This window comes from Streptomyces sp. NPDC046859, from assembly GCF_040645135.1.
Lineage (GTDB): Bacteria > Actinomycetota > Actinomycetes > Streptomycetales > Streptomycetaceae > Streptomyces.
The window spans coordinates 261,480-277,815 of sequence record NZ_JBEYXR010000002.1 but is presented as its reverse complement, the minus strand read 5'-3'; the positions used below and the strand labels follow the sequence as shown (position 1 = coordinate 277,815).

Below are 16,336 nucleotides of genomic sequence, written 5' to 3'. Positions count from 1 at the left end.
GGGCTACGTCTCGGGGCGGCCCGTGGCCACCGCGTAGAAGGCCACGGCGGCCGCGGCGCCCACGTTGAGGGAGTCGACGCCGTGCGCCATGGGGATGCGGACCCATTCGTCGGCGGCGACCAGGGCCTGCGTGGACAGGCCGCCGCCCTCGGCGCCGAGCATCAGGGCCACCCGGTCCATCCGGTGCGGAGCGGCCTCGTCGAGGGTCTTCGCCTTCTCGTCCGGGGTGAGGGCGAGCAGGGAGAAGCCGGCCTCGCGCACCGTCTCCAGCGCCTTGGGCCAGGTGTCCAGACGGGCGTACGGCACGGAGAAGACCGCGCCCATGGAGACCTTGACGCTGCGGCGGTACAGCGGGTCGGCGCAGTCCGGGGAGAGCAGTACGGCGTCCATGCCGAGGGCCGCGGCGGAGCGGAAGATCGCGCCGATGTTGGTGTGGTCGTTGACCGACTCCATGACCACGACGCGGCGGGCGGTGCGGAGCAGGTCGGTGGCGCCGGGGAGGGGCTTGCGCTGCATGGACGCCAGGGCGCCGCGGTGCACGTGGTAGCCGGTGACCTGTTCGGCGAGGTCCGGGCTGACCGCGTAGACGGGTGCCGGGAGTTCGTCGATGACGTCGCGCATCACGTCGATCCACTTGGCCGACAGCAGCATCGAGCGCATCTCGTAGCCGGCTTCCTTGGCCCGTCTGATGACCTTCTCGCCCTCGGCGATGAACAGGCCCTCGGCGGGTTCGCGGCGGCGGCGCAGGTCGACGTCGGTCAGGCCCGTGTAGTCGCGCAGACGCGGGTCGTCGGGGTCGTCGACGGTGATGAGATCGGCCACAGAGTGATACTGCCTTGTCCTGGGTGTGGTGCCAACGGTGCGGGGCGGGGTTGTTACCCGCGGTTACGCGTGAGGGGCCGGCGAGGAGGCGGAGGGCGCGGGGCCCGCCTTCACGACCTCGCCGATGACGATGACGGCGGGCGGCTTCACCTCGTGCTCGATCACCGCGGCGCCGGCCGTGGCGAGCGTCGCGTCGACCCGGCGCTGCCCGGCCGTGGTGCCCTCCTGGACCAGGGCCACCGGGGTGTCCGGGGACTTGCCGTGGGCGATGAGCGTCTCGGCGACCTTGCCGAGGGTACCGACGCCCATGAGGATCACCAGTGTGCCGGTGAGCTTGGCGAGCGACGGCCAGTCCACCAGGGACCGCTCGTCGTCAGGGGCGACATGGCCGCTGACCACCGTGAACTCATGGGCCACGCCCCGGTGCGTCACCGGGATGCCGGCGGCGCCCGGCACGGAGATCGAGCTGGAGATGCCGGGCACGACCGTGCACGGGATGCCGGCCTCCGCCAGCGCGATGACCTCCTCCATGCCCCGGCCGTAGACGAACGGGTCGCCGCCCTTGAGCCGTACCACCGACTTGCCCTGCTTGGCGTGCTGGATCAGGGCGTCGTTGATGGCCTCCTGGGCCATGAAGCGGCCGTACGGCAGCTTCGCCGCGTCGATCACCTCGACGCTCGGCGGCAGTTCCGCGAGGAGGTCGCGCGGGCCGAGATGGTCGGCGATGACCACGTCGGCCTCGGCGAGCAGCCGGCGTCCGCGCACGGTGATCAGGTCCGGGTCGCCGGGGCCGCCGCCGACGAGGGCGACGCCGGGCTTGCGGGTGCGGTGGTGCGGGGCGACGAGGGTGCCGTCGCGCAGGCCCTCGACGACCGCGTCCCGGATGGCGGCGGTGTGCCGGGGATCGCGACCGCGTGCGTCGGTCGTGAGGACGGCGACGGTGACACCCTCGCTGTGACCGGTGGCCGGCGTCCAGGCCGTCGCGGCGTCGGCGTCGTCCGAGCGGACGCACCACACACGGTGCCGCTCGGCCTCGGCGGAGGCGGCCGTGTTGGCCTCCGGGTCGCTGGTGGCGATCAGGGCGTACCAGGCGTCCGCGAGGTCGCCCTCCTGGTAGCGGCGCCGGTGCCAGGTGAGCTCTCCCGCGTCCGCCATCGCCTCGACCGACGGGGTCGCCTCGGGGGACACCAGCCGGATGTCGGCGCCCGCCGCGACGAGCGCCGGGAGGCGGCGCTGGGCGACCTGGCCACCGCCGAGGACGACGACCCGGCGACCGGTGAGGCGCAGGCCTACGGGATAGGCGGGGTGTTCGGCCATGAGGGTGCGGCTCCCTTGGAGGTGGCGGCGGGGCGATGCCCTGACGTGCGGATTTTATGCTGCGGACGGCACCGGCCGTCGGGGGGTCCGAGGGCTGGGCGGCTCTCGGGTCTGCGCGCGCACGGCGAGGGGACCCGGGGCGCGCGGCTCCGGGTCCCCTGGCACCCGGCTACTTCTCGGTGACGCCCGCCGAGTCGAACGTCGCCACCTCGTGCATCGCCCGGGCCGTGCTCTGGACGAGCGGGAGGGCCAGGAGCGCGCCCGTGCCCTCGCCGAGCCGCAGGTCGAGGTCGACCAGGGGGCGCAGACCCAGCTTGTTCAGGGCGGCCACATGTCCGGGCTCGGCGCTGCGGTGGCCCGCGATGCACGCCGCCAGCACCTCGGGGGCGATCGCGCGGGCCACCAGCGCGGCGGCGCCGGCGCTCACGCCGTCCAGGATCACCGGCGTGCGCAGGGAGGCGCCGCCGAGCAGCAGACCGACGAGCGCGGCGTGCTCCAGACCGCCGATCGCGGCGAGCACCCCGATCGGGTCGGCCGGGTCGGGCCGGTGGAACTCCAGGGCGCGCCGGACGACCTCGGTCTTGCGGGCCAGCGTCTCGTCGTTGATGCCGGTACCGCGGCCGGTGACCTCGGCCGGGTCGGTGCCGGTGTAGAGGGAGATCAGCGCGGCGGACGCCGTGGTGTTGGCGATGCCCATCTCACCGGTCAGCAGTGCCTTGTTGCCGGCCGCCACCAGGTCGCGGGCGGTCTCGATGCCGACCTCGACGGCCTGCTTGGCCTCCTCGCGGGTCATCGCCGGGCCGGTCGTCATGTCGGCGGTGCCGGCGCGGACCTTGCGGGGCAGCAGGCCCGGGGTGGCCGGGAGGTCGGCGGCCACGCCCACGTCGACCACGCAGACCTCGGCGCCGACCTGGGCGGCGAAGGCGTTGCAGACCGCGCCGCCGCCGAGGAAGTTGGCCACCATCTGGGCCGTGACCTCCTGCGGCCACGGGGTGACGCCCTGGGCGTGCACGCCGTGGTCACCGGCGAAGATCGCGACGGCCGCGGGCTCCGGGATCGGGGGCGGGCACTGCCGGGACAGGCCGGACAGCTGCGCGGAGATGATCTCCAGCATGCCGAGCGCGCCGGCCGGCTTCGTCATGCGCTTCTGCCGCTCCCACGCCTCGCCGAGCGCCTTGGCGTCCAGCGGGCGGATCTGGGAGACGGTCTCGGCGAGCAGGTCGTGCGGCTCCTCGCCGGGCAGGGCGCGGCGGCCGTACGTCTCCTCGTGGACGACCCAGGACAGCGGGCGGCGCTTGGACCAGCCCGCCTGGAGCAGCTCGGGCTCGTCCGGGAACTCGTCGACGTACCCGACGCAGAGGTAGGCGATGACCTCCAGGTGCTCGGGCAGGCCGAGGGCGCGGACCATCTCGCGCTCGTCGAAGAAGCTGACCCAGCCGACGCCGAGGCCCTCGGCTCGGGCGGCGAGCCAGAGGTTCTCGACGGCGAGGGCGGCGGAGTACGGCGCCATCTGCGGCTGGGTGTGCCGGCCGAGGGTGTGGCGGCCGCCGCGGGTGGGGTCGGCGGTGACGACGATGTTCACCGGGGTGTCGAGGATGGCCTCGATCTTCAGTTCCTTGAACTGCTTCGCGCGGCCCTTGGGCAGCGACTTGGCGTACGCCTCACGCTGGCGCATGGCCAGTTCGTGCATGGTGCGCCGGGTCTCCGAGGAACGGATGACGACGAAGTCCCAGGGCTGGGAGTGGCCGACGGAGGGCGCCGTGTGCGCGGCCTCCAGGACCCGCAGCAGCACCTCGTGCGGGATGGGGTCGCCGCGGAAGCCGTTGCGGATGTCGCGGCGCTCGCGCATCACCTTGAGCACGGCCTCGCGTTCGGCGTCGTCGTACGCGGGTGCGGCGGCGCCGGGCCGACGCGGCTCCTCCTCGGCCGGGGTCTCCTCCGCGCGCGCGTCCTGGTCTGCCCGGTCCTCGTCGGCGGCCCGGGTGTCCAGGTCGTCGGCGTGCTGGACGAGCCCGGGGCCGGCCTCGCGGGGGGCGGGCACCTCGGCCGCGGGGGCCGGGGGCTCCTCGGTGGGGAGGAGGAGCGGCTGCGGCGGGGTGGGCGCGAGGTGCGGGGTGGTCGGCACGGTGCCGTCGACCGGGACGAACTGGCCGAGGGACTGGCCGGGCGCGGGCTCCTGGGGGACGGCACCCGGCATCACTGCCACGGCGTCGTCCGGCCTGAGCTGCGGGCCCGCCGGTTCGGCGACGTACTGCCCGGCCGCGTACTGCTCGGCCGCGACCGCCTCGGCCGCGACCGGCTCGGAGGCGACGGCCGCCGCGAGCGGCTGGACGGGCTCCGTGGCCTCCGCGGGCTCCGCGGCGACGGCCTGGGGGGCCGCGTCCGGGACCGGCTGCTCGGCCCGGGCCGCCACCGCGTCGGTCAGCGGGGCCGGCTGTTCGGCCGGGGCAGGCTCGGCTGGCTGCTCGGCGGCGGGGGCCTGGACGGCCGGTTCGGGGGCCGCGACGGCTTCCGGTTCGGCCTGCTCGGGTGCGGCGGTCGGGGCGGCCTGGGGTTCGGTCTGTTCCGGTACGTCGGCGGGGACGGCCTCGGGGACCGGGGCCAGGGGCGGGAGCGCCTGGGCGGGCTCGGGGGTGTGCGCCCCCGCCTCGGGCTCCGGGGCGTGTGCCGGGACGGGCTCGGGGCTCTGGGGCGGTTCGGGCTGGGACTGTGCCTCGGTGCCCTCCGGGGCAGGCACCTCGCCGCCGGCCGGGGTCTCGACGTCCTGCGGGGCGGGCTCGGGGGCCTCGGCGACCGGGGCCGGGGCGTCCTGCACCGGGTCCACGGACGCCGCCTCGGCGACGGGCGCGCCGTCGTGGGGCGCGACCGCCTCGGGCTCCGGCGCCTCGGCGACGGACACGGCCTCGGGCGCCGGCATCTCGGCGACGGACACGGCCTCGGGCACCTCGGGAGCGGCCGGGGCCTGCGCGGGCTCGCCGGGCTGAACGTCCTGCGGGGCGGCGACGGCCTGGGGCTCGGCGGCGTCCTGCGGGTTGCCGCCGGTCGCGGCCGGGGCGGCCGTCTCCCCGTGGGGCTGGTGGGCGACCGGGGCCGGAGCACCGGCCTGGCCGGGGACGGCGGCGGCGTGCTCGGGCGACGGTTCGGCTGCGCCGTACGTCTCGTCGTGGGCGACGGGCGCCCGGTCCTCGGCGGCCTGCGCGGCGGCACCGGCCTCGGCGGCCTGGGCGACGCCCGCGACGGCACCGGCCTCGGTGGCGACGCGGGCCACGACGGCCTGCGCGGCCCCGACGGGCTCGGTGACCGGGACAACCGTTTCGGCAGCCTGGGCCTCGGTCCCGACCGGGGCGGGGGCGGGCGCTCCCCAGGCGGGGGCCTGCGGCGGGGCCTGCGTCTCGGCGTGCTCGGGGACGGCCGGGCCCGGCTGCCGGACCGGCATGCCGACGGCGCCCCGGTCGGCCAGCGAACGGACCGGGCTGGCGGAGGCGTCCGGGATGGGCGGGCCCAGGTGCAGGGGGCGCCGGGGCGTGATCGGCGGGATCGGCGTCGTGGGGGCCGTGGGCGCCGAGGGTCCGGGCAGCCGCACGCCGGTCAGGTCGACGGAGCCGCTGTCGCGGCCGGAGAGCTCGTGCGCGTCGGGCTTGTGCACGGCCTCGACGACCGGCTCCGGCGCGGGCGGAGCGACCTCGTTGCCCCAGGCGCCCTGGGAACCGGGCAGGAGCAGGTCTTCTTCCTCGGCGGGAGTCTCGGAGAGGTAGCTGTACGCATCCGGCGCCGCGGGGACACCCGGCTGCTCCACCATGCCTGCACTCTCCGGCAGTCCCTCGCCCGGGACCTGGCCGGTGTCGGTCATGCGTACCCCTCGCCCATCGGTTAGTGCTTCTACGACCTGCTCACCGGGGACGGCGCACCGACCGCCCCGCTATGAAGAACGAGCGTCCGAGCCCAGCGGCACGAACGACCCGCCCAAAAAAGGCGACAAAGCCATTGAGTGGCATTGTCCTGGCCGTTCGGCCGTCGCGACAGGCTGATCCGCGACGTGCCGCTGTGGACTGCGCCACGTTGCGCGTCCTCCGGTTCCGCCGTACCACACCCACCCCGAACCGGGAGCGTTTTTCCGGACATTGACCGACGAACTGCCGGGCGCCCGCATGCGGTACGACGATCGGCCAGCCTACCGCGAGCGGTACGACAACAGGATCACGGGGATGGTCGGACGGTCACACCGAGCGATCGGGCAGAACCCCGCTGAGCAGGAAGGCGACGCTCCGCTCGCGTTCCGTCCAGGCCCGCGTGTCGAGTTCGACGGACTGCAGCAGGGCGCACTCGACGTCGTAGCCGTGCTCCGTGAGGTCGCGGCCGACGAGTTCGGCGGCGTCGCGGGTCGCGGCGTGGGTGACGATGCGCTGCGGGCGCCGGTCGGCCACGGCGGAGACGACGGCCGCTCCCCCGCCGCCGACGCGGACGACGTCCGGTTCGGGGAGGTCCTCCAGGACGTGCGGGGCGGTGCCGTGGACGATCTGGGTCTGGACACCGAAGGCGCGCGCGTTGGCCTCGGTGCGCTCGCAGGCCCGCGGGTCGCTGTCGACGGCGATGACGGCCGCGCCGGCCCGCGCGGCCTCGGTGGCGAAGGCGCCGCTGCCGCAGCCGATGTCCCAGACGAGGTCGCCGACGCGCGGGCCGAGCCGGGCGAGTTGGGCGGCGCGCAGGGGTTCGAGCTCGCCCTCGCCCATCAGGCCGCCGTAGGACTGCGCGGGCAGGGTCCAGCCGCGCGGGCCGCTGGACGGGTCGCGGCCGGCGATCCAGCCGAGGCCGTCGGGCGCGGGGGCGGTGCCGCCGGCGACGATCACGACGTTGGGGTCGCGCCAGGTGTGGTCGGCGGCCTTGTCGGAGGTGACGACGGTGACCTGCTCTCGGTCGGTGCCCAGTTCCTCGCAGATCACGAAGGTGCGGTGGACGCCCTCCAGGAGCAGCCCGAGTTCGGCGGGGCCGGCGCCCGGGGAGGTGAGCACGGCGACCTTGGTGTGGGCCCGGCACACATTCACCGCGCGTCGCAGGGTGCGTGGGTGGGCCACGACCACCTGTGCGTCGTCCCAGGGCATCCCGGCGCGGGCGAAGGCCGAGGCGACCGGGGAGACGGCGGTGACCACCTCGACCTCGAGGCCGAACTCGGGTGCGCGCAGGGTGCGTACGACGCCGAAGAAGCCGGGGTCGCCGTCGGCGAACACGACCGCGGTGCCGCGGTGGCCGGCGATGCGGCGGGCGGCGAGGGCGACGCTGCCCAGGCGGACGCGCTCGGCGGTGGGCGGCACCTCGGGGAGCGCCAGATGGTGGGCGGCACCGGCCACGAGGGTGGCCGCACCGAGGGCGGAGCGTGCCGCGGCGGTCAGCGGCGAGCCGTCCCAGCCGATCACGGTGACGCGGTCGGCCATCGTCGTCAGTCTCCTGGGTTCGCGCAGGTCGTCATGGGGAGCCCGAGGACCGGGCCTCGTGAGCGTACCTGGTCGCGGCGCGGCAGCCGCCGGGGCCCGGGGGCCTGGTCCGGGTCAGTTCCACTCGCCGTAGGAGGTGAACCCGTCGGATCCGGCCAGGTGGTCCCCGGCGCCGTCGAGGTCCTCGGGCAGGAGGCTCCACACGATGAAGTCGGTGCGCACATCGGTCCAGGTGCCGTCCGCGGCGCGTACGTGGGCTATGCAGGCGTTGCGCAGGACGCCCTCGCTGATGCAGCCGATCTTCTGGGCGACCTGCTGGGAGGCGGTGTTGTCGGCGGCGGTGCGCAGCTCGATGCGCTCGAACTTCTGGTCGCTGAACAGCCATTGAGCGGTCGCGAGGGCGGCCTCGGATGCGTAGCCCTCGCCGCGGGCCCAGGGGGCGACGATGTAGGAGAGTTCGGTGGCGCGTACGTGCCAGTTGGTCTTGGCCAGTTGGACGATGCCGACCAGGCGCTGGGTGAGGAACTCGGTGACGGCGAGGTCGAGTCCGCGGCCGGCCTCCCGTTCGGCGGGGGCGCGTTCGGTGATCCAGGTGCGCGCGCGGTCCTCGGTGAACGGCTGGGGCACGTCCGTCCAGGCGCCGACCTGTTCGTCGTTCATCATCTCGGCCAGGGCGGGCACGTCGTCCTCGTCCAGGGGACGCAGCACCAACCGCTCCGTGCTGATGGAGATGGTGGGGAAGGTGCCAGTCATGCGCCGCTCCGTAACCGTCGGATTTGCCTTCAGGGCCTGCGAACTGCCCAGCATGCAGCATGAAAGCACCTCACCGCACCACGGGGTCCACACCCGGTGAAGGTGTGGACCCCGTGCTGGGCGAAACGCGTCGAACGCCCCGTCAGACGACGGGCGGCGGCTCAGAACGAAGCGACGACGGCGCCGTCGTACTTGTCCTCGATGAACTTCTTCACCTCGGGCGAGGTGAGCAGCTTCGCGAGCTTCTGGACGCGCGGGTCGTCCTCGTCGCCCTTCTTCACGGCGAGGAAGTTGCCGTACGGGTTGTCCTTCGGGGACTCGGCGGCGAGGGCGTCCTTCGCGGGGCTGAGGTCGGCCTCGAGCGCGTAGTTGCCGTTGATCACGGCGGCGTCGACGTCGGCGAGGGAGCGGGGCAGCTGGGCCGCCTCCAGCTCCTTGAAGTTCAGGTTCTTCGGGTTGGAGGCGATGTCCTTGGGGGTCGCCTCGTAGCCCACGCCCGCCTTGAGCTCGATCAGGCCGTTGGCCTCCAGCAGCTTCAGCGCGCGGGCCTCGTTGGTGGTGTCGTTCGGCAGGGCGACGGTGGCGCCCTTCTTGAGGTCCGCGAGCTTCTTGACGCCCTGGGAGTAGACGCCGAGGGGCTCCAGGTGCACCGTGGCGTTCGGCACGGCGACGATGTCGGTGCCGTTCTTCTTGTTGAAGTCGTCCAGGTACGGCTGGTGCTGGAAGTAGTTGGCGTCGACCTCGCCCTGCTGGACGGCCGTGTTCGGCGTCACGTAGTCGGTGAACTCCTTGACCTCGAGGTCGAGGCCGGCCTTCTTCGCGAGGTTGTCCTTGATGTAGGTGAGGATCTCGCCCTGCGGGGTCGGCGTGGCGGCGACCTTGAGCGGGGCGTTCGCGTCGGAACCGGAGTCCTTGTCCGAGCCGCAGGCGGTGAGCCCGAGGGTGAGGGCTCCGACGGCGAGGGCGGCGGTGGTGATCTTGGCGGTGTTACGCACGAAAAGTGCCTTTCCTAGGGGTGGTGCGACCCCGGCATGGGTGCCCGGGGAGTTCGGGGGGTGCGGGCAGGGCCTAGACGGTCTTGCCGGTGGCGGTGGCGGCCTTCAGCAGGCGCAGCTTCGGCGCGGGTCCGGAGCGGCCGCCGCGGTGGTGCAGGGAGCGGGCCGCGTAGTCGCCGGCGGCCTGGATGACGGAGATGACGACGGCGAGGATCGCCACCGTGATCCACATCAGCTCGGTCTCGAAGCGCTGGAAGCCGTAGCGGATGGCGATGTCGCCGAGGCCGCCGGCGCCGACCGTGCCGGCCATGGCCGAGTAGCCGATGAGGGCGACGATCGTGGTCGTGGTGCTGGCGATCAGGGACGGCAGCGACTCGGGGACGAGGACCTTGCGCACGACGGTCCAGGTGTTGCCGCCCATCGCCTGCACGGCCTCGACGAGTCCGCCGTCCACCTCGCGGACGGCCGTCTCGACCAGCCGCGCGAAGAAGGGGATCGCGCCGATGGCGAGCGGGACGATGGCGGCCTCGCGGCCGATGGTCGTGCCGGTGACCCAGCGCGTGAAGCTCATCAGGGCGACCATCAGGATGATGAAGGGCATCGAGCGGGCGATGTTCACGATCTGCCCGATGACCTTGTTGGCGAGGACGTTCTGGAGGAGCCCGTCGCGGTCGGTGAGGACGAGCAGGATGCCCAGCGGGAGGCCGCCGACCACCGCGATGAGGGTGGACCAGCCGACCATGTAGAGGGTGTCCCAACACGCCTGCTCCAGCAGGGGCTGCATCTCGGACCAGGTCACTTGGCGCCTTCCTTCAGCAGAGCGGGCTCCTGGCCCAGGACGTCGATCTGGAGTCCCTGTTCGCGCAGGAAGCCGATCGGCACGACGTTGTCCTCGTAGCGGCCGGGCAGTTCGATGCGCATCCGGCCGACCTGGAGACCGCCGACGGTGTCGATGGCGGCGCCGAGGATCGATATGTCGATGTTGTAGATGCGTGAGAGCTGGGAGATGACCGGCTGGGTGGCGGCCTCGCCGTGGAAGGTGACGTCGACGACGGTGCGGTCGTCGGCGGAGGCCTCGCCGCCCACCGGGAAGAGGGCGGAGGCCAGTTCGGAGCCGGGGGTGGCGAGCAGTTCGCCGACGGTGCCGGACTCGACGATCCGGCCGCGCTCCATGAGGGCGGCGGAGTCGCAGATCGACTTCACGACGTCCATCTCGTGGGTGATGAGCAGAACGGTGAGGCCCAGCTGCCGGTTCAGGTCGCGCAGCAGCTGGAGGATCGAGCGGGTGGTCTCCGGGTCCAGGGCGCTGGTGGCCTCGTCGGACAGCAGCACCTTGGGGTCGCCGGCCAGGGCGCGGGCGATGCCGACGCGCTGCTTCTGCCCGCCGGAGAGCTGGGCGGGGTAGGCCTTCGCCTTGTCGGCGAGGCCCACCAGGTCGAGCAGTTCGAGCGCCTTGCGGGAACGTTCCTTCCCTGACGTGCCGAGGATCTCCAGCGGCAGCTCGACGTTGTCCTGGACGGTCCGGGAGGACAGCAGGTTGAAGTGCTGGAAGACCATGCCGATACGGCTGCGCGCCCGCCGCAGTTCCCGGCCGGCCCGGGGGCCGCGTCCGGCCAGGGCGGTGAGGTCCTGACCGGCGACGGTCACGGTGCCGGAGGTGGGGCGTTCGAGCAGGTTGACGCAGCGGATGAGCGAGGACTTGCCGGCGCCGGACTGGCCGATGACGCCGTACACCTCGCCCTCGCGGACGTGCAGGTCGACGCCGTCGAGGGCGGTGACCTCGCGGCCGCGCGAGCGGTAGACCTTGGTGAGGCCCGAAGTGGTGATCACTGGAGTTCCGTCACTGTCGAGTGCGCGGCGCGTCGTGGTCGCCGGGCACGGGGCATACGTGGTCGAAGGCAGCCGGGCGCAGCACGGTCCCGTGAAAGGGCGGAACGCGGAGAACGTGTGCGCGGGGGCGTGGCTCAGTCCTGGAACCCGGGGCGGGCGGACCTGAGCCGGCTCGCTTCGGGGCGCGAGGCTCGGATGGTGCGGGGGCCCTCTAGAAGGCGCACATTCGACACATACAACGAGCACCGGGCGTCAGGGGCGCCTCGGTCGCGGGAATGCGGCTGCTCGTCGTGGTCATGCGATCAGTAAAGCAGACGTACGGTCCTTACCGACCGCCGCTGTCCGGATGCTGGACAGCGGCGGACAGGGTCAGACAGGGGCGGAGATCTCCACGACGTCATCGCCCACCAGCGCGGACAAGGCCGACAGGTCCTTCACGACGAGGTCGGCGTCCAGCTCGTCGGCCCGGTGGGTTGTGGTCAACGCCACGGTGGTCATGCCGGCGGCCCGGCCGGCCGCGAGGCCCGCGGGGGCGTCCTCGAAGACGACGCAGTCGGCCGGGTCGACGCCCAGCTCACGGGCGGCGAGCAGATAGGGCTCGGGGTCGGGCTTGCCGCGCGTGATGTCGTCGGCGGTCACCATCGTCTTCGGCAGGATGCCGACGGCGCCGAGCCGGGCCTCGGCGAGCCGGCGGGTGGCGGAGGTGACGACGGCCCAGCGGTCGGCGGGCAGTGCGTCGAGGAAGTCCCGGGTGCCGGGCAGCAGATGGACGCCGCCGTTCGGCACGTCCTCCACCTCCAGCGCCTCGATCCGGGCGAGCGCCTCGGGGACGCGTGCCGCGGGCAGCAGGTCGGCCACGATCTCGACGGCCGGGCGCCCGTGCAGCTCGACCCTGCCGAACGCCTCCGTGACGCCGTACTCCGCGGCCCAGCGCGTCCAGCAGCGGTCCACGGAGGCGAGGGAGGAGACGAGGGTGCCGTCGTTGTCGAACAGGAGGGCTTGTGCACGGATCTTCATGCCCCCGAGCCTACGGCCGCTGTCCGGGGGCGGCCGCATCAGGCCTTTTGGCCCGTAATAGGCTCACCGGCATGTTCGCTGCCCTGATGCTGGTGACCGGTGTCGCCGCGCTGCTGCTCGCCGCGTGGTGCGGCTGGGCCGCCTCCCGCGACCAGCCGACGAAGGACTGGCACTTCATCGGCATGGCCGTCGTGACGGTGCTGGCGCTGGTGCAGCTGGTCGCCGGGATCGTGCTGCTGGCGCGGGGCGAGGAGCCGGAGCAGGGCACGACGATCTTCGTGGCGTATCTGCTGGGCGCGTTCGCGTGTGTGCCGGCGGCGGGCTTCATGTCGCTGGCGGAGCGGTCCAAGTGGGGCTCGGTGACGGTCGCCGCGGGCGGCGTGGTGCTGGCCGTGCTGGAGGTGCGGCTCCATGACATCTGGGGAGGCTGAGGTGGCCACGACCGAGGACGGGCCGGCACGGCTGATCGGCGGGCCCGGCGTGCTGCTGGTCTGGCTGTACGGCGTGATGGTGGTCGGCGCCGTGTCGCGCTCGGCGTACCAGATCGCGACGGACTTCGGCCGGGCGCCGCTCGCCTACACGCTGTCGGCGGTGGCCGGCGTGGTGTACGGCTTCATCACGTACACGCTGGTGCGAGGCGGGGAGCGGGCCCGCAGGGCGGCGCTGGTGTGCTGCGCCGCCGAGCTCGTGGGCGTCCTCGTCGTCGGCACCTGGACCCTGGTGGAGCCCTCGGCGTTCCCCGACGCGACGGTCTGGTCCGACTACGGCATGGGCTATCTCTTCATCCCGGTACTGCTGCCGCTGTCGGCCCTGTACTGGCTCCGCAGGGCCCGCGCCGTCACGCCGTAGCGGCGAAGGCGCCCGCCTCCTTCTCCAGGACGATCATGGGGACGCCGTCGGCGCCCTGGGAGGTGCCGACCGTCGCGTAGCCGACCTTGCGGTAGAGGCGGAGGTTGCCCTCGCTGCGGTGACCGGCCTCCAGGCGGAACCGCTTGGCGCCGCGCTGCTCGGTCAGGCCGGCCTCCGCCGCGCGCAGCAGGCGGGCACCGATGCCGTGGCCCTGCAGGCGGGGGTGGACGCACAGCTTGCCGATGGCGGCGGCGCCGTCCTCGGTGACATGGCCGCGGACCGAGCCGACGACCTCCTCGCCGAGCCGGGCCACGAAGACGCAGTCCGCGGCGACCTCGGCCCGGACCGAGTCCAGGCTCTGGATCAGCGGGGCGATGCGGTAGTTGCCGTACAGCGCCGCTTCGCTCTGGAAGCACAGGTACTGCAGCCTGAAGATCTGCTCAGCGTCCTGCTCGGTCGCCGCAGAGATGGTCACGCTCATGCCCATGTGCGCACGCCTCCCGCTCACCTGATCACCGGTCGTCCCTCACTCCTATCCCCGCCCACTGCGGGCCGCAACCTCCGGTGTGAGCAGTCGGCGCAGACATCCCAGGCATCGGGAACGTTCCGGGCCGAGACTGCCCTGTGAGATACCCAACTCCCCCGCGATCTCGCGGTAGGTCGGGTCGTCCGGGGAGAGCAGCGCCTCCAGCAGACGGGGGCAGCGGCCGGGCAGCCGGCGGACCGCGTCGCGCAGGGTGCGGCGGCGGACGGCGGCCAGCGCCAGGCGCTCGGGATCGTGCCGGTCGGTGTCGGCCACGGGCTCGCGCTCGTAGGGCCGTTCATGCCGGGCCGTACGGCGGCTGCGGCGGGACTCGGCGCGCACGGCGCGGCGCAGCCAGGCGTGCGGGTCGGCGGGCGGGCCGTCCGCGTCGAGGTGTTCCAGGAGGCGCAGCCACACCGCCTGTTCCAGGTCGGCGGGCTCGGCGCCGGAGGCGGACGCCTCGGCCCGGGCCTCGGCGGCGAGCAGCGGGTGCAGGGTGGTCACCAGGTCGTCCCTCATGTGCGGCACGACGCGGCCGCCCGGGCGCGGGGTTGCCGGGGCGGCCGCGGGTCACCCCAACCGGGGGCCGCACCTCAGCGGTTGACGAAGTCCTGGCGGGCCAGCAGGCCGGTGTCGGGGTTGTCGGTGAAGACCCCGTCGATCCCGGTGGCGAAGTACGCCCGGTAGGCGCCGAAGACGTCGCCGTAGGCGTCCGGGTCGGTGCCCTTGCGGAACTCGGCGGGCAGGAACGGGTTCTCGTTGCGCATCGTGTAGGGGTGCAGGAGGAGCCCTGCCTTGTGCGCGTCCCGGACCAGGGTGGTGGGGGTGGTGAGCCGCCCGGCCGCGTCCTTGGGGATGACCAGGTCCAGGGTGGGCCCGATGCCCTGGGCGTAGGTGGCGATCTCCCGCAGCCCGGCCGGGGTGACGAGGTCGGCGACGGTGCGCGGGTCCCCGGTCCTCTCGAAGTCCCAGGGGCGGCCGGCCGCCCCGGAGAGCAGGACGACGAGCGGGTTGCCGACGAGCTTGTCCATGCGCTGGACGCTGGTGGGCTCGAAGGACTGGAGGATGACGGGCGAGTCCCGCCGGTCCTTGCCGTGCCGGCGCAGCACCTTGGCGACCCGCTCCTCCAGGCCGAGGCCCTGCTCGCGGAAGTAGGTGGGGTGCTTGAGCTCGGGGTAGATCCAGACCTGCCTGCCCCGCCTGCGGGTCTGCTCGTCCTGCCAGGCGAGGACCTCCTCGAACGTGGGGATCGCCCAGCGGCCGTCGTAGAGGGTGTTGTGCGGGCGGTTGGCCGGGATGCGCTCGGTCGCCCGCAGGGTCTTCAGCTCGGCCAGCGTGAAGTCCTCGGTGAACCAGCCGGTCGTGGCGACCCCGTCGAGCAACTTCGTCTTCCTCCGGCCGGCGAACTCGGGACGGCTCGCGACGTCGGTCGTACCGCCGATCTCCGGTTCGTGCCGGCAGACGAGGTGGCCGTCCCGGGTGGGGACGAGGTCGCCGGCCTCCACGATGTCGGCCCCGAGGTCGAGGGCGAGCTGGTAGGAGCCGAGGGTGTGCTCGGGCCGGTAGCCACTGGCGCCGCGGTGCCCGATGATCGTCGGCTTGGGCAAGCTGTTCAGTCCACCGCCCCCGTGCCCGCCGCCGGCGGCGGCCGCCTGACCGGAGAGCCCGAGGACGCCTCCCGCCCCGAGTACGGCCGCGCCGAGAAGAGTCCGCCGTCCGGTGGTGGCGGTCTGCTCGTTGTCCTGGGTTCCCATGAGCGCCCTTCCTGCCTCGATGCGTCGGTGCGCGCCGATCGTAGGTGCGCGTGCATGACAGAGGGGAGACCCCGAGCCGAACACGTGGGTGACACCGGATGGCGTGTGGGGGCGGCGAGGTGACGGAGCGTCGGATTCGCCACGCCCGGACGGGGCACCCGGGATGCGCCGCCCGAGCGACGTCCGTCACACCGTTGCGGCCGCGTTACGGCCTAGCGGCGCCGCGTCACCGCAGGTGAACGCAGGTCAACGGCGAGTAAGACCTGGGTGAAGTCGGCGTCCCCGATGTGCGGGAACGCGGCGACCGCGAGTATCGTCCTCACCTGCACAGACATAGATGAATCCCTTGACACCGGAGGGCCCGTTGTCCCGCTTCGCGCTCATCAAGGCAGTGCTCGGACCGATCATGCGCCTGATGTTCCGCCCAGGGGTGGAGGGCGCGGAGCACATCCCGGGCGACGGTCCGGTCATCCTGGCCGGCAACCACCTCACGTTCATCGACTCGATGATCCTTCCGCTGGTGTGCGACCGGCAGGTCTACTTCATCGGCAAGGACGAGTACGTCACCGGCAAGGGCGTCAAGGGCCGCCTCATGGCCTGGTTCTTCACGGGCGTCGGCATGATCCCGGTGGACCGCGACGGCGGCCGGGGCGGCGTCGCCGCGCTGATGACCGGGCGCCGCATCCTGGAGGAGGGCAAGGTCTTCGGCATCTACCCCGAGGGCACCCGTTCCCCCGACGGCCGCCTGTACCGGGGCCGCACCGGCATCGCCCGCCTGACGCTGATGACGGGCGCGCCGGTCGTGCCCTTCGCCATGATCGGCACGGACAAGATCCAGCCGAACGGCGCCGGCATGCCCCGCCCGGGCAAGGTGACCGTGCGCTTCGGCGAGGCGATGGAGTTCTCCCGCTACGAGGGGATGGACCGCGACCGCTATGTGCTGCGCGCGGTGACCGACTCCGTGATGGCCGAGGTCATGCGGCTGTCCGGGCAGGAGTACGTGGACATGTACGCCAGCAAGGCCAAGGAAGCGGCGTAACCACGGCC

General features: G+C 73.3%; 15 protein-coding genes. 3 read left to right on the top strand and 12 right to left on the bottom strand.

Annotation, left to right across the window (positions count from 1 at the left end; all coding sequences use genetic code 11):
- Positions 1 to 3: 3 nt before the first annotated feature.
- From ABZ899_RS03655 to ABZ899_RS03615, 9 genes are all read right to left on the bottom strand, one after another.
- Positions 4 to 822, bottom strand: coding sequence for an RNA methyltransferase (locus tag ABZ899_RS03655; protein WP_361340182.1), 819 nt, complete (start codon positions 820 to 822; stop codon positions 4 to 6).
- 63 nt (positions 823 to 885) lie between these two features.
- Entirely contained in the window at positions 886 to 2,139 is a 1,254-nt protein-coding gene (gene cobA, locus ABZ899_RS03650) for a uroporphyrinogen-III C-methyltransferase (protein ID WP_361340180.1), read from the bottom strand.
- 169 nt (positions 2,140 to 2,308) lie between these two features.
- Complete coding sequence (cobT, locus tag ABZ899_RS03645) at positions 2,309 to 5,989, bottom strand: nicotinate-nucleotide--dimethylbenzimidazole phosphoribosyltransferase (protein ID WP_361340177.1); 3,681 nt, start codon at positions 5,987 to 5,989, stop codon at positions 2,309 to 2,311.
- Positions 5,990 to 6,356: 367 nt separating this feature from the next.
- A complete protein-coding gene (cbiE, locus tag ABZ899_RS03640; RefSeq protein ID WP_361340174.1) occupies positions 6,357 to 7,568 on the bottom strand; it encodes a precorrin-6y C5,15-methyltransferase (decarboxylating) subunit CbiE in 1,212 nt (403 codons plus the stop codon).
- 114 nt (positions 7,569 to 7,682) lie between these two features.
- Positions 7,683 to 8,321, bottom strand: a complete 639-nt coding sequence (locus ABZ899_RS03635) for a GNAT family N-acetyltransferase (RefSeq protein WP_361340171.1) — start codon at positions 8,319 to 8,321, stop codon at positions 7,683 to 7,685.
- Positions 8,322 to 8,482: 161 nt separating this feature from the next.
- Positions 8,483 to 9,316 carry a MetQ/NlpA family ABC transporter substrate-binding protein gene (locus ABZ899_RS03630; protein ID WP_361340168.1) on the bottom strand — a complete coding sequence of 278 codons (834 nt, stop codon included), beginning with the start codon at positions 9,314 to 9,316 and terminating at the stop codon, positions 8,483 to 8,485.
- Between the two features lie 73 nt (positions 9,317 to 9,389).
- Positions 9,390 to 10,115: a methionine ABC transporter permease gene (locus ABZ899_RS03625; protein ID WP_361340166.1), complete on the bottom strand. Its 726-nt coding sequence runs from the start codon at positions 10,113 to 10,115 to the stop codon at positions 9,390 to 9,392.
- The gene (locus tag ABZ899_RS03620) at positions 10,112 to 11,146 is read right to left on the bottom strand and encodes an ATP-binding cassette domain-containing protein (RefSeq protein ID WP_361340164.1); all 1,035 of its coding nucleotides are present in this window, start codon (positions 11,144 to 11,146) and stop codon (positions 10,112 to 10,114) included. The genes ABZ899_RS03625 and ABZ899_RS03620 overlap by 4 nt, the downstream gene beginning before the upstream one ends.
- Positions 11,147 to 11,515: 369 nt before the next feature.
- Positions 11,516 to 12,163 (bottom strand): HAD-IA family hydrolase, encoded by a 648-nt coding sequence (locus ABZ899_RS03615; protein WP_361340162.1) that lies wholly within the window; start codon positions 12,161 to 12,163, stop codon positions 11,516 to 11,518.
- A gap of 71 nt (positions 12,164 to 12,234) precedes the next feature.
- Here ABZ899_RS03615 and ABZ899_RS03610 point away from each other — a divergent pair, with 71 nt between their 5' ends.
- Positions 12,235 to 12,594, top strand: coding sequence for a hypothetical protein (locus ABZ899_RS03610; RefSeq protein WP_361340159.1), 360 nt, complete (start codon positions 12,235 to 12,237; stop codon positions 12,592 to 12,594).
- The gene (locus ABZ899_RS03605) at positions 12,575 to 13,012 is read left to right on the top strand and encodes a hypothetical protein (RefSeq protein WP_361340156.1); all 438 of its coding nucleotides are present in this window, start codon (positions 12,575 to 12,577) and stop codon (positions 13,010 to 13,012) included. Before ABZ899_RS03610 ends, ABZ899_RS03605 begins: the two co-directional genes overlap by 20 nt.
- Here ABZ899_RS03605 and ABZ899_RS03600 read toward each other — a convergent pair.
- The 3 genes from ABZ899_RS03600 to ABZ899_RS03590 form a co-directional block, all read right to left on the bottom strand.
- Positions 13,002 to 13,499, bottom strand: a complete 498-nt coding sequence (locus tag ABZ899_RS03600) for a GNAT family N-acetyltransferase (RefSeq protein ID WP_361340154.1) — start codon at positions 13,497 to 13,499, stop codon at positions 13,002 to 13,004. The genes ABZ899_RS03605 and ABZ899_RS03600 overlap by 11 nt on opposite strands.
- Before the next feature lie 45 nt (positions 13,500 to 13,544).
- Positions 13,545 to 14,054, bottom strand: coding sequence for a sigma-70 family RNA polymerase sigma factor (locus ABZ899_RS03595; protein ID WP_361340152.1), 510 nt, complete (start codon positions 14,052 to 14,054; stop codon positions 13,545 to 13,547).
- Positions 14,055 to 14,128: 74 nt separating this feature from the next.
- Positions 14,129 to 15,289, bottom strand: a complete 1,161-nt coding sequence (locus tag ABZ899_RS03590) for a glycerophosphodiester phosphodiesterase (RefSeq protein ID WP_361340149.1) — start codon at positions 15,287 to 15,289, stop codon at positions 14,129 to 14,131.
- 364 nt (positions 15,290 to 15,653) lie between these two features.
- Between ABZ899_RS03590 and ABZ899_RS03585 the strand changes: the two genes are divergently transcribed.
- Positions 15,654 to 16,328 (top strand): lysophospholipid acyltransferase family protein, encoded by a 675-nt coding sequence (locus ABZ899_RS03585; RefSeq protein ID WP_361340565.1) that lies wholly within the window; start codon positions 15,654 to 15,656, stop codon positions 16,326 to 16,328.
- Positions 16,329 to 16,336 lie beyond the last annotated feature (8 nt).

Bases quoted from the DNA above. Each gene is read 5' to 3' on its own strand.
- ABZ899_RS03605 (WP_361340156.1), top strand. From the start codon at position 12,575: ATGACATCTGGGGAGGCTGAGGTGGCCACGACCGAGGACGGGCCGGCA.
- ABZ899_RS03615 (WP_361340162.1), bottom strand. From the start codon at position 12,163: ATGAAGATCCGTGCACAAGCCCTCCTGTTCGACAACGACGGCACCCTC.
- cbiE (WP_361340174.1), bottom strand. From the start codon at position 7,568: ATGGCCGACCGCGTCACCGTGATCGGCTGGGACGGCTCGCCGCTGACC.
- cobA (WP_361340180.1), bottom strand. From the start codon at position 2,139: ATGGCCGAACACCCCGCCTATCCCGTAGGCCTGCGCCTCACCGGTCGC.
- ABZ899_RS03635 (WP_361340171.1), bottom strand. From the start codon at position 8,321: ATGACTGGCACCTTCCCCACCATCTCCATCAGCACGGAGCGGTTGGTG.
- ABZ899_RS03600 (WP_361340154.1), bottom strand. From the start codon at position 13,499: ATGGGCATGAGCGTGACCATCTCTGCGGCGACCGAGCAGGACGCTGAG.
- ABZ899_RS03595 (WP_361340152.1), bottom strand. From the start codon at position 14,054: ATGAGGGACGACCTGGTGACCACCCTGCACCCGCTGCTCGCCGCCGAG.
- ABZ899_RS03610 (WP_361340159.1), top strand. From the start codon at position 12,235: ATGTTCGCTGCCCTGATGCTGGTGACCGGTGTCGCCGCGCTGCTGCTC.
- ABZ899_RS03590 (WP_361340149.1), bottom strand. From the start codon at position 15,289: ATGGGAACCCAGGACAACGAGCAGACCGCCACCACCGGACGGCGGACT.
- cobT (WP_361340177.1), bottom strand. From the start codon at position 5,989: ATGACCGACACCGGCCAGGTCCCGGGCGAGGGACTGCCGGAGAGTGCA.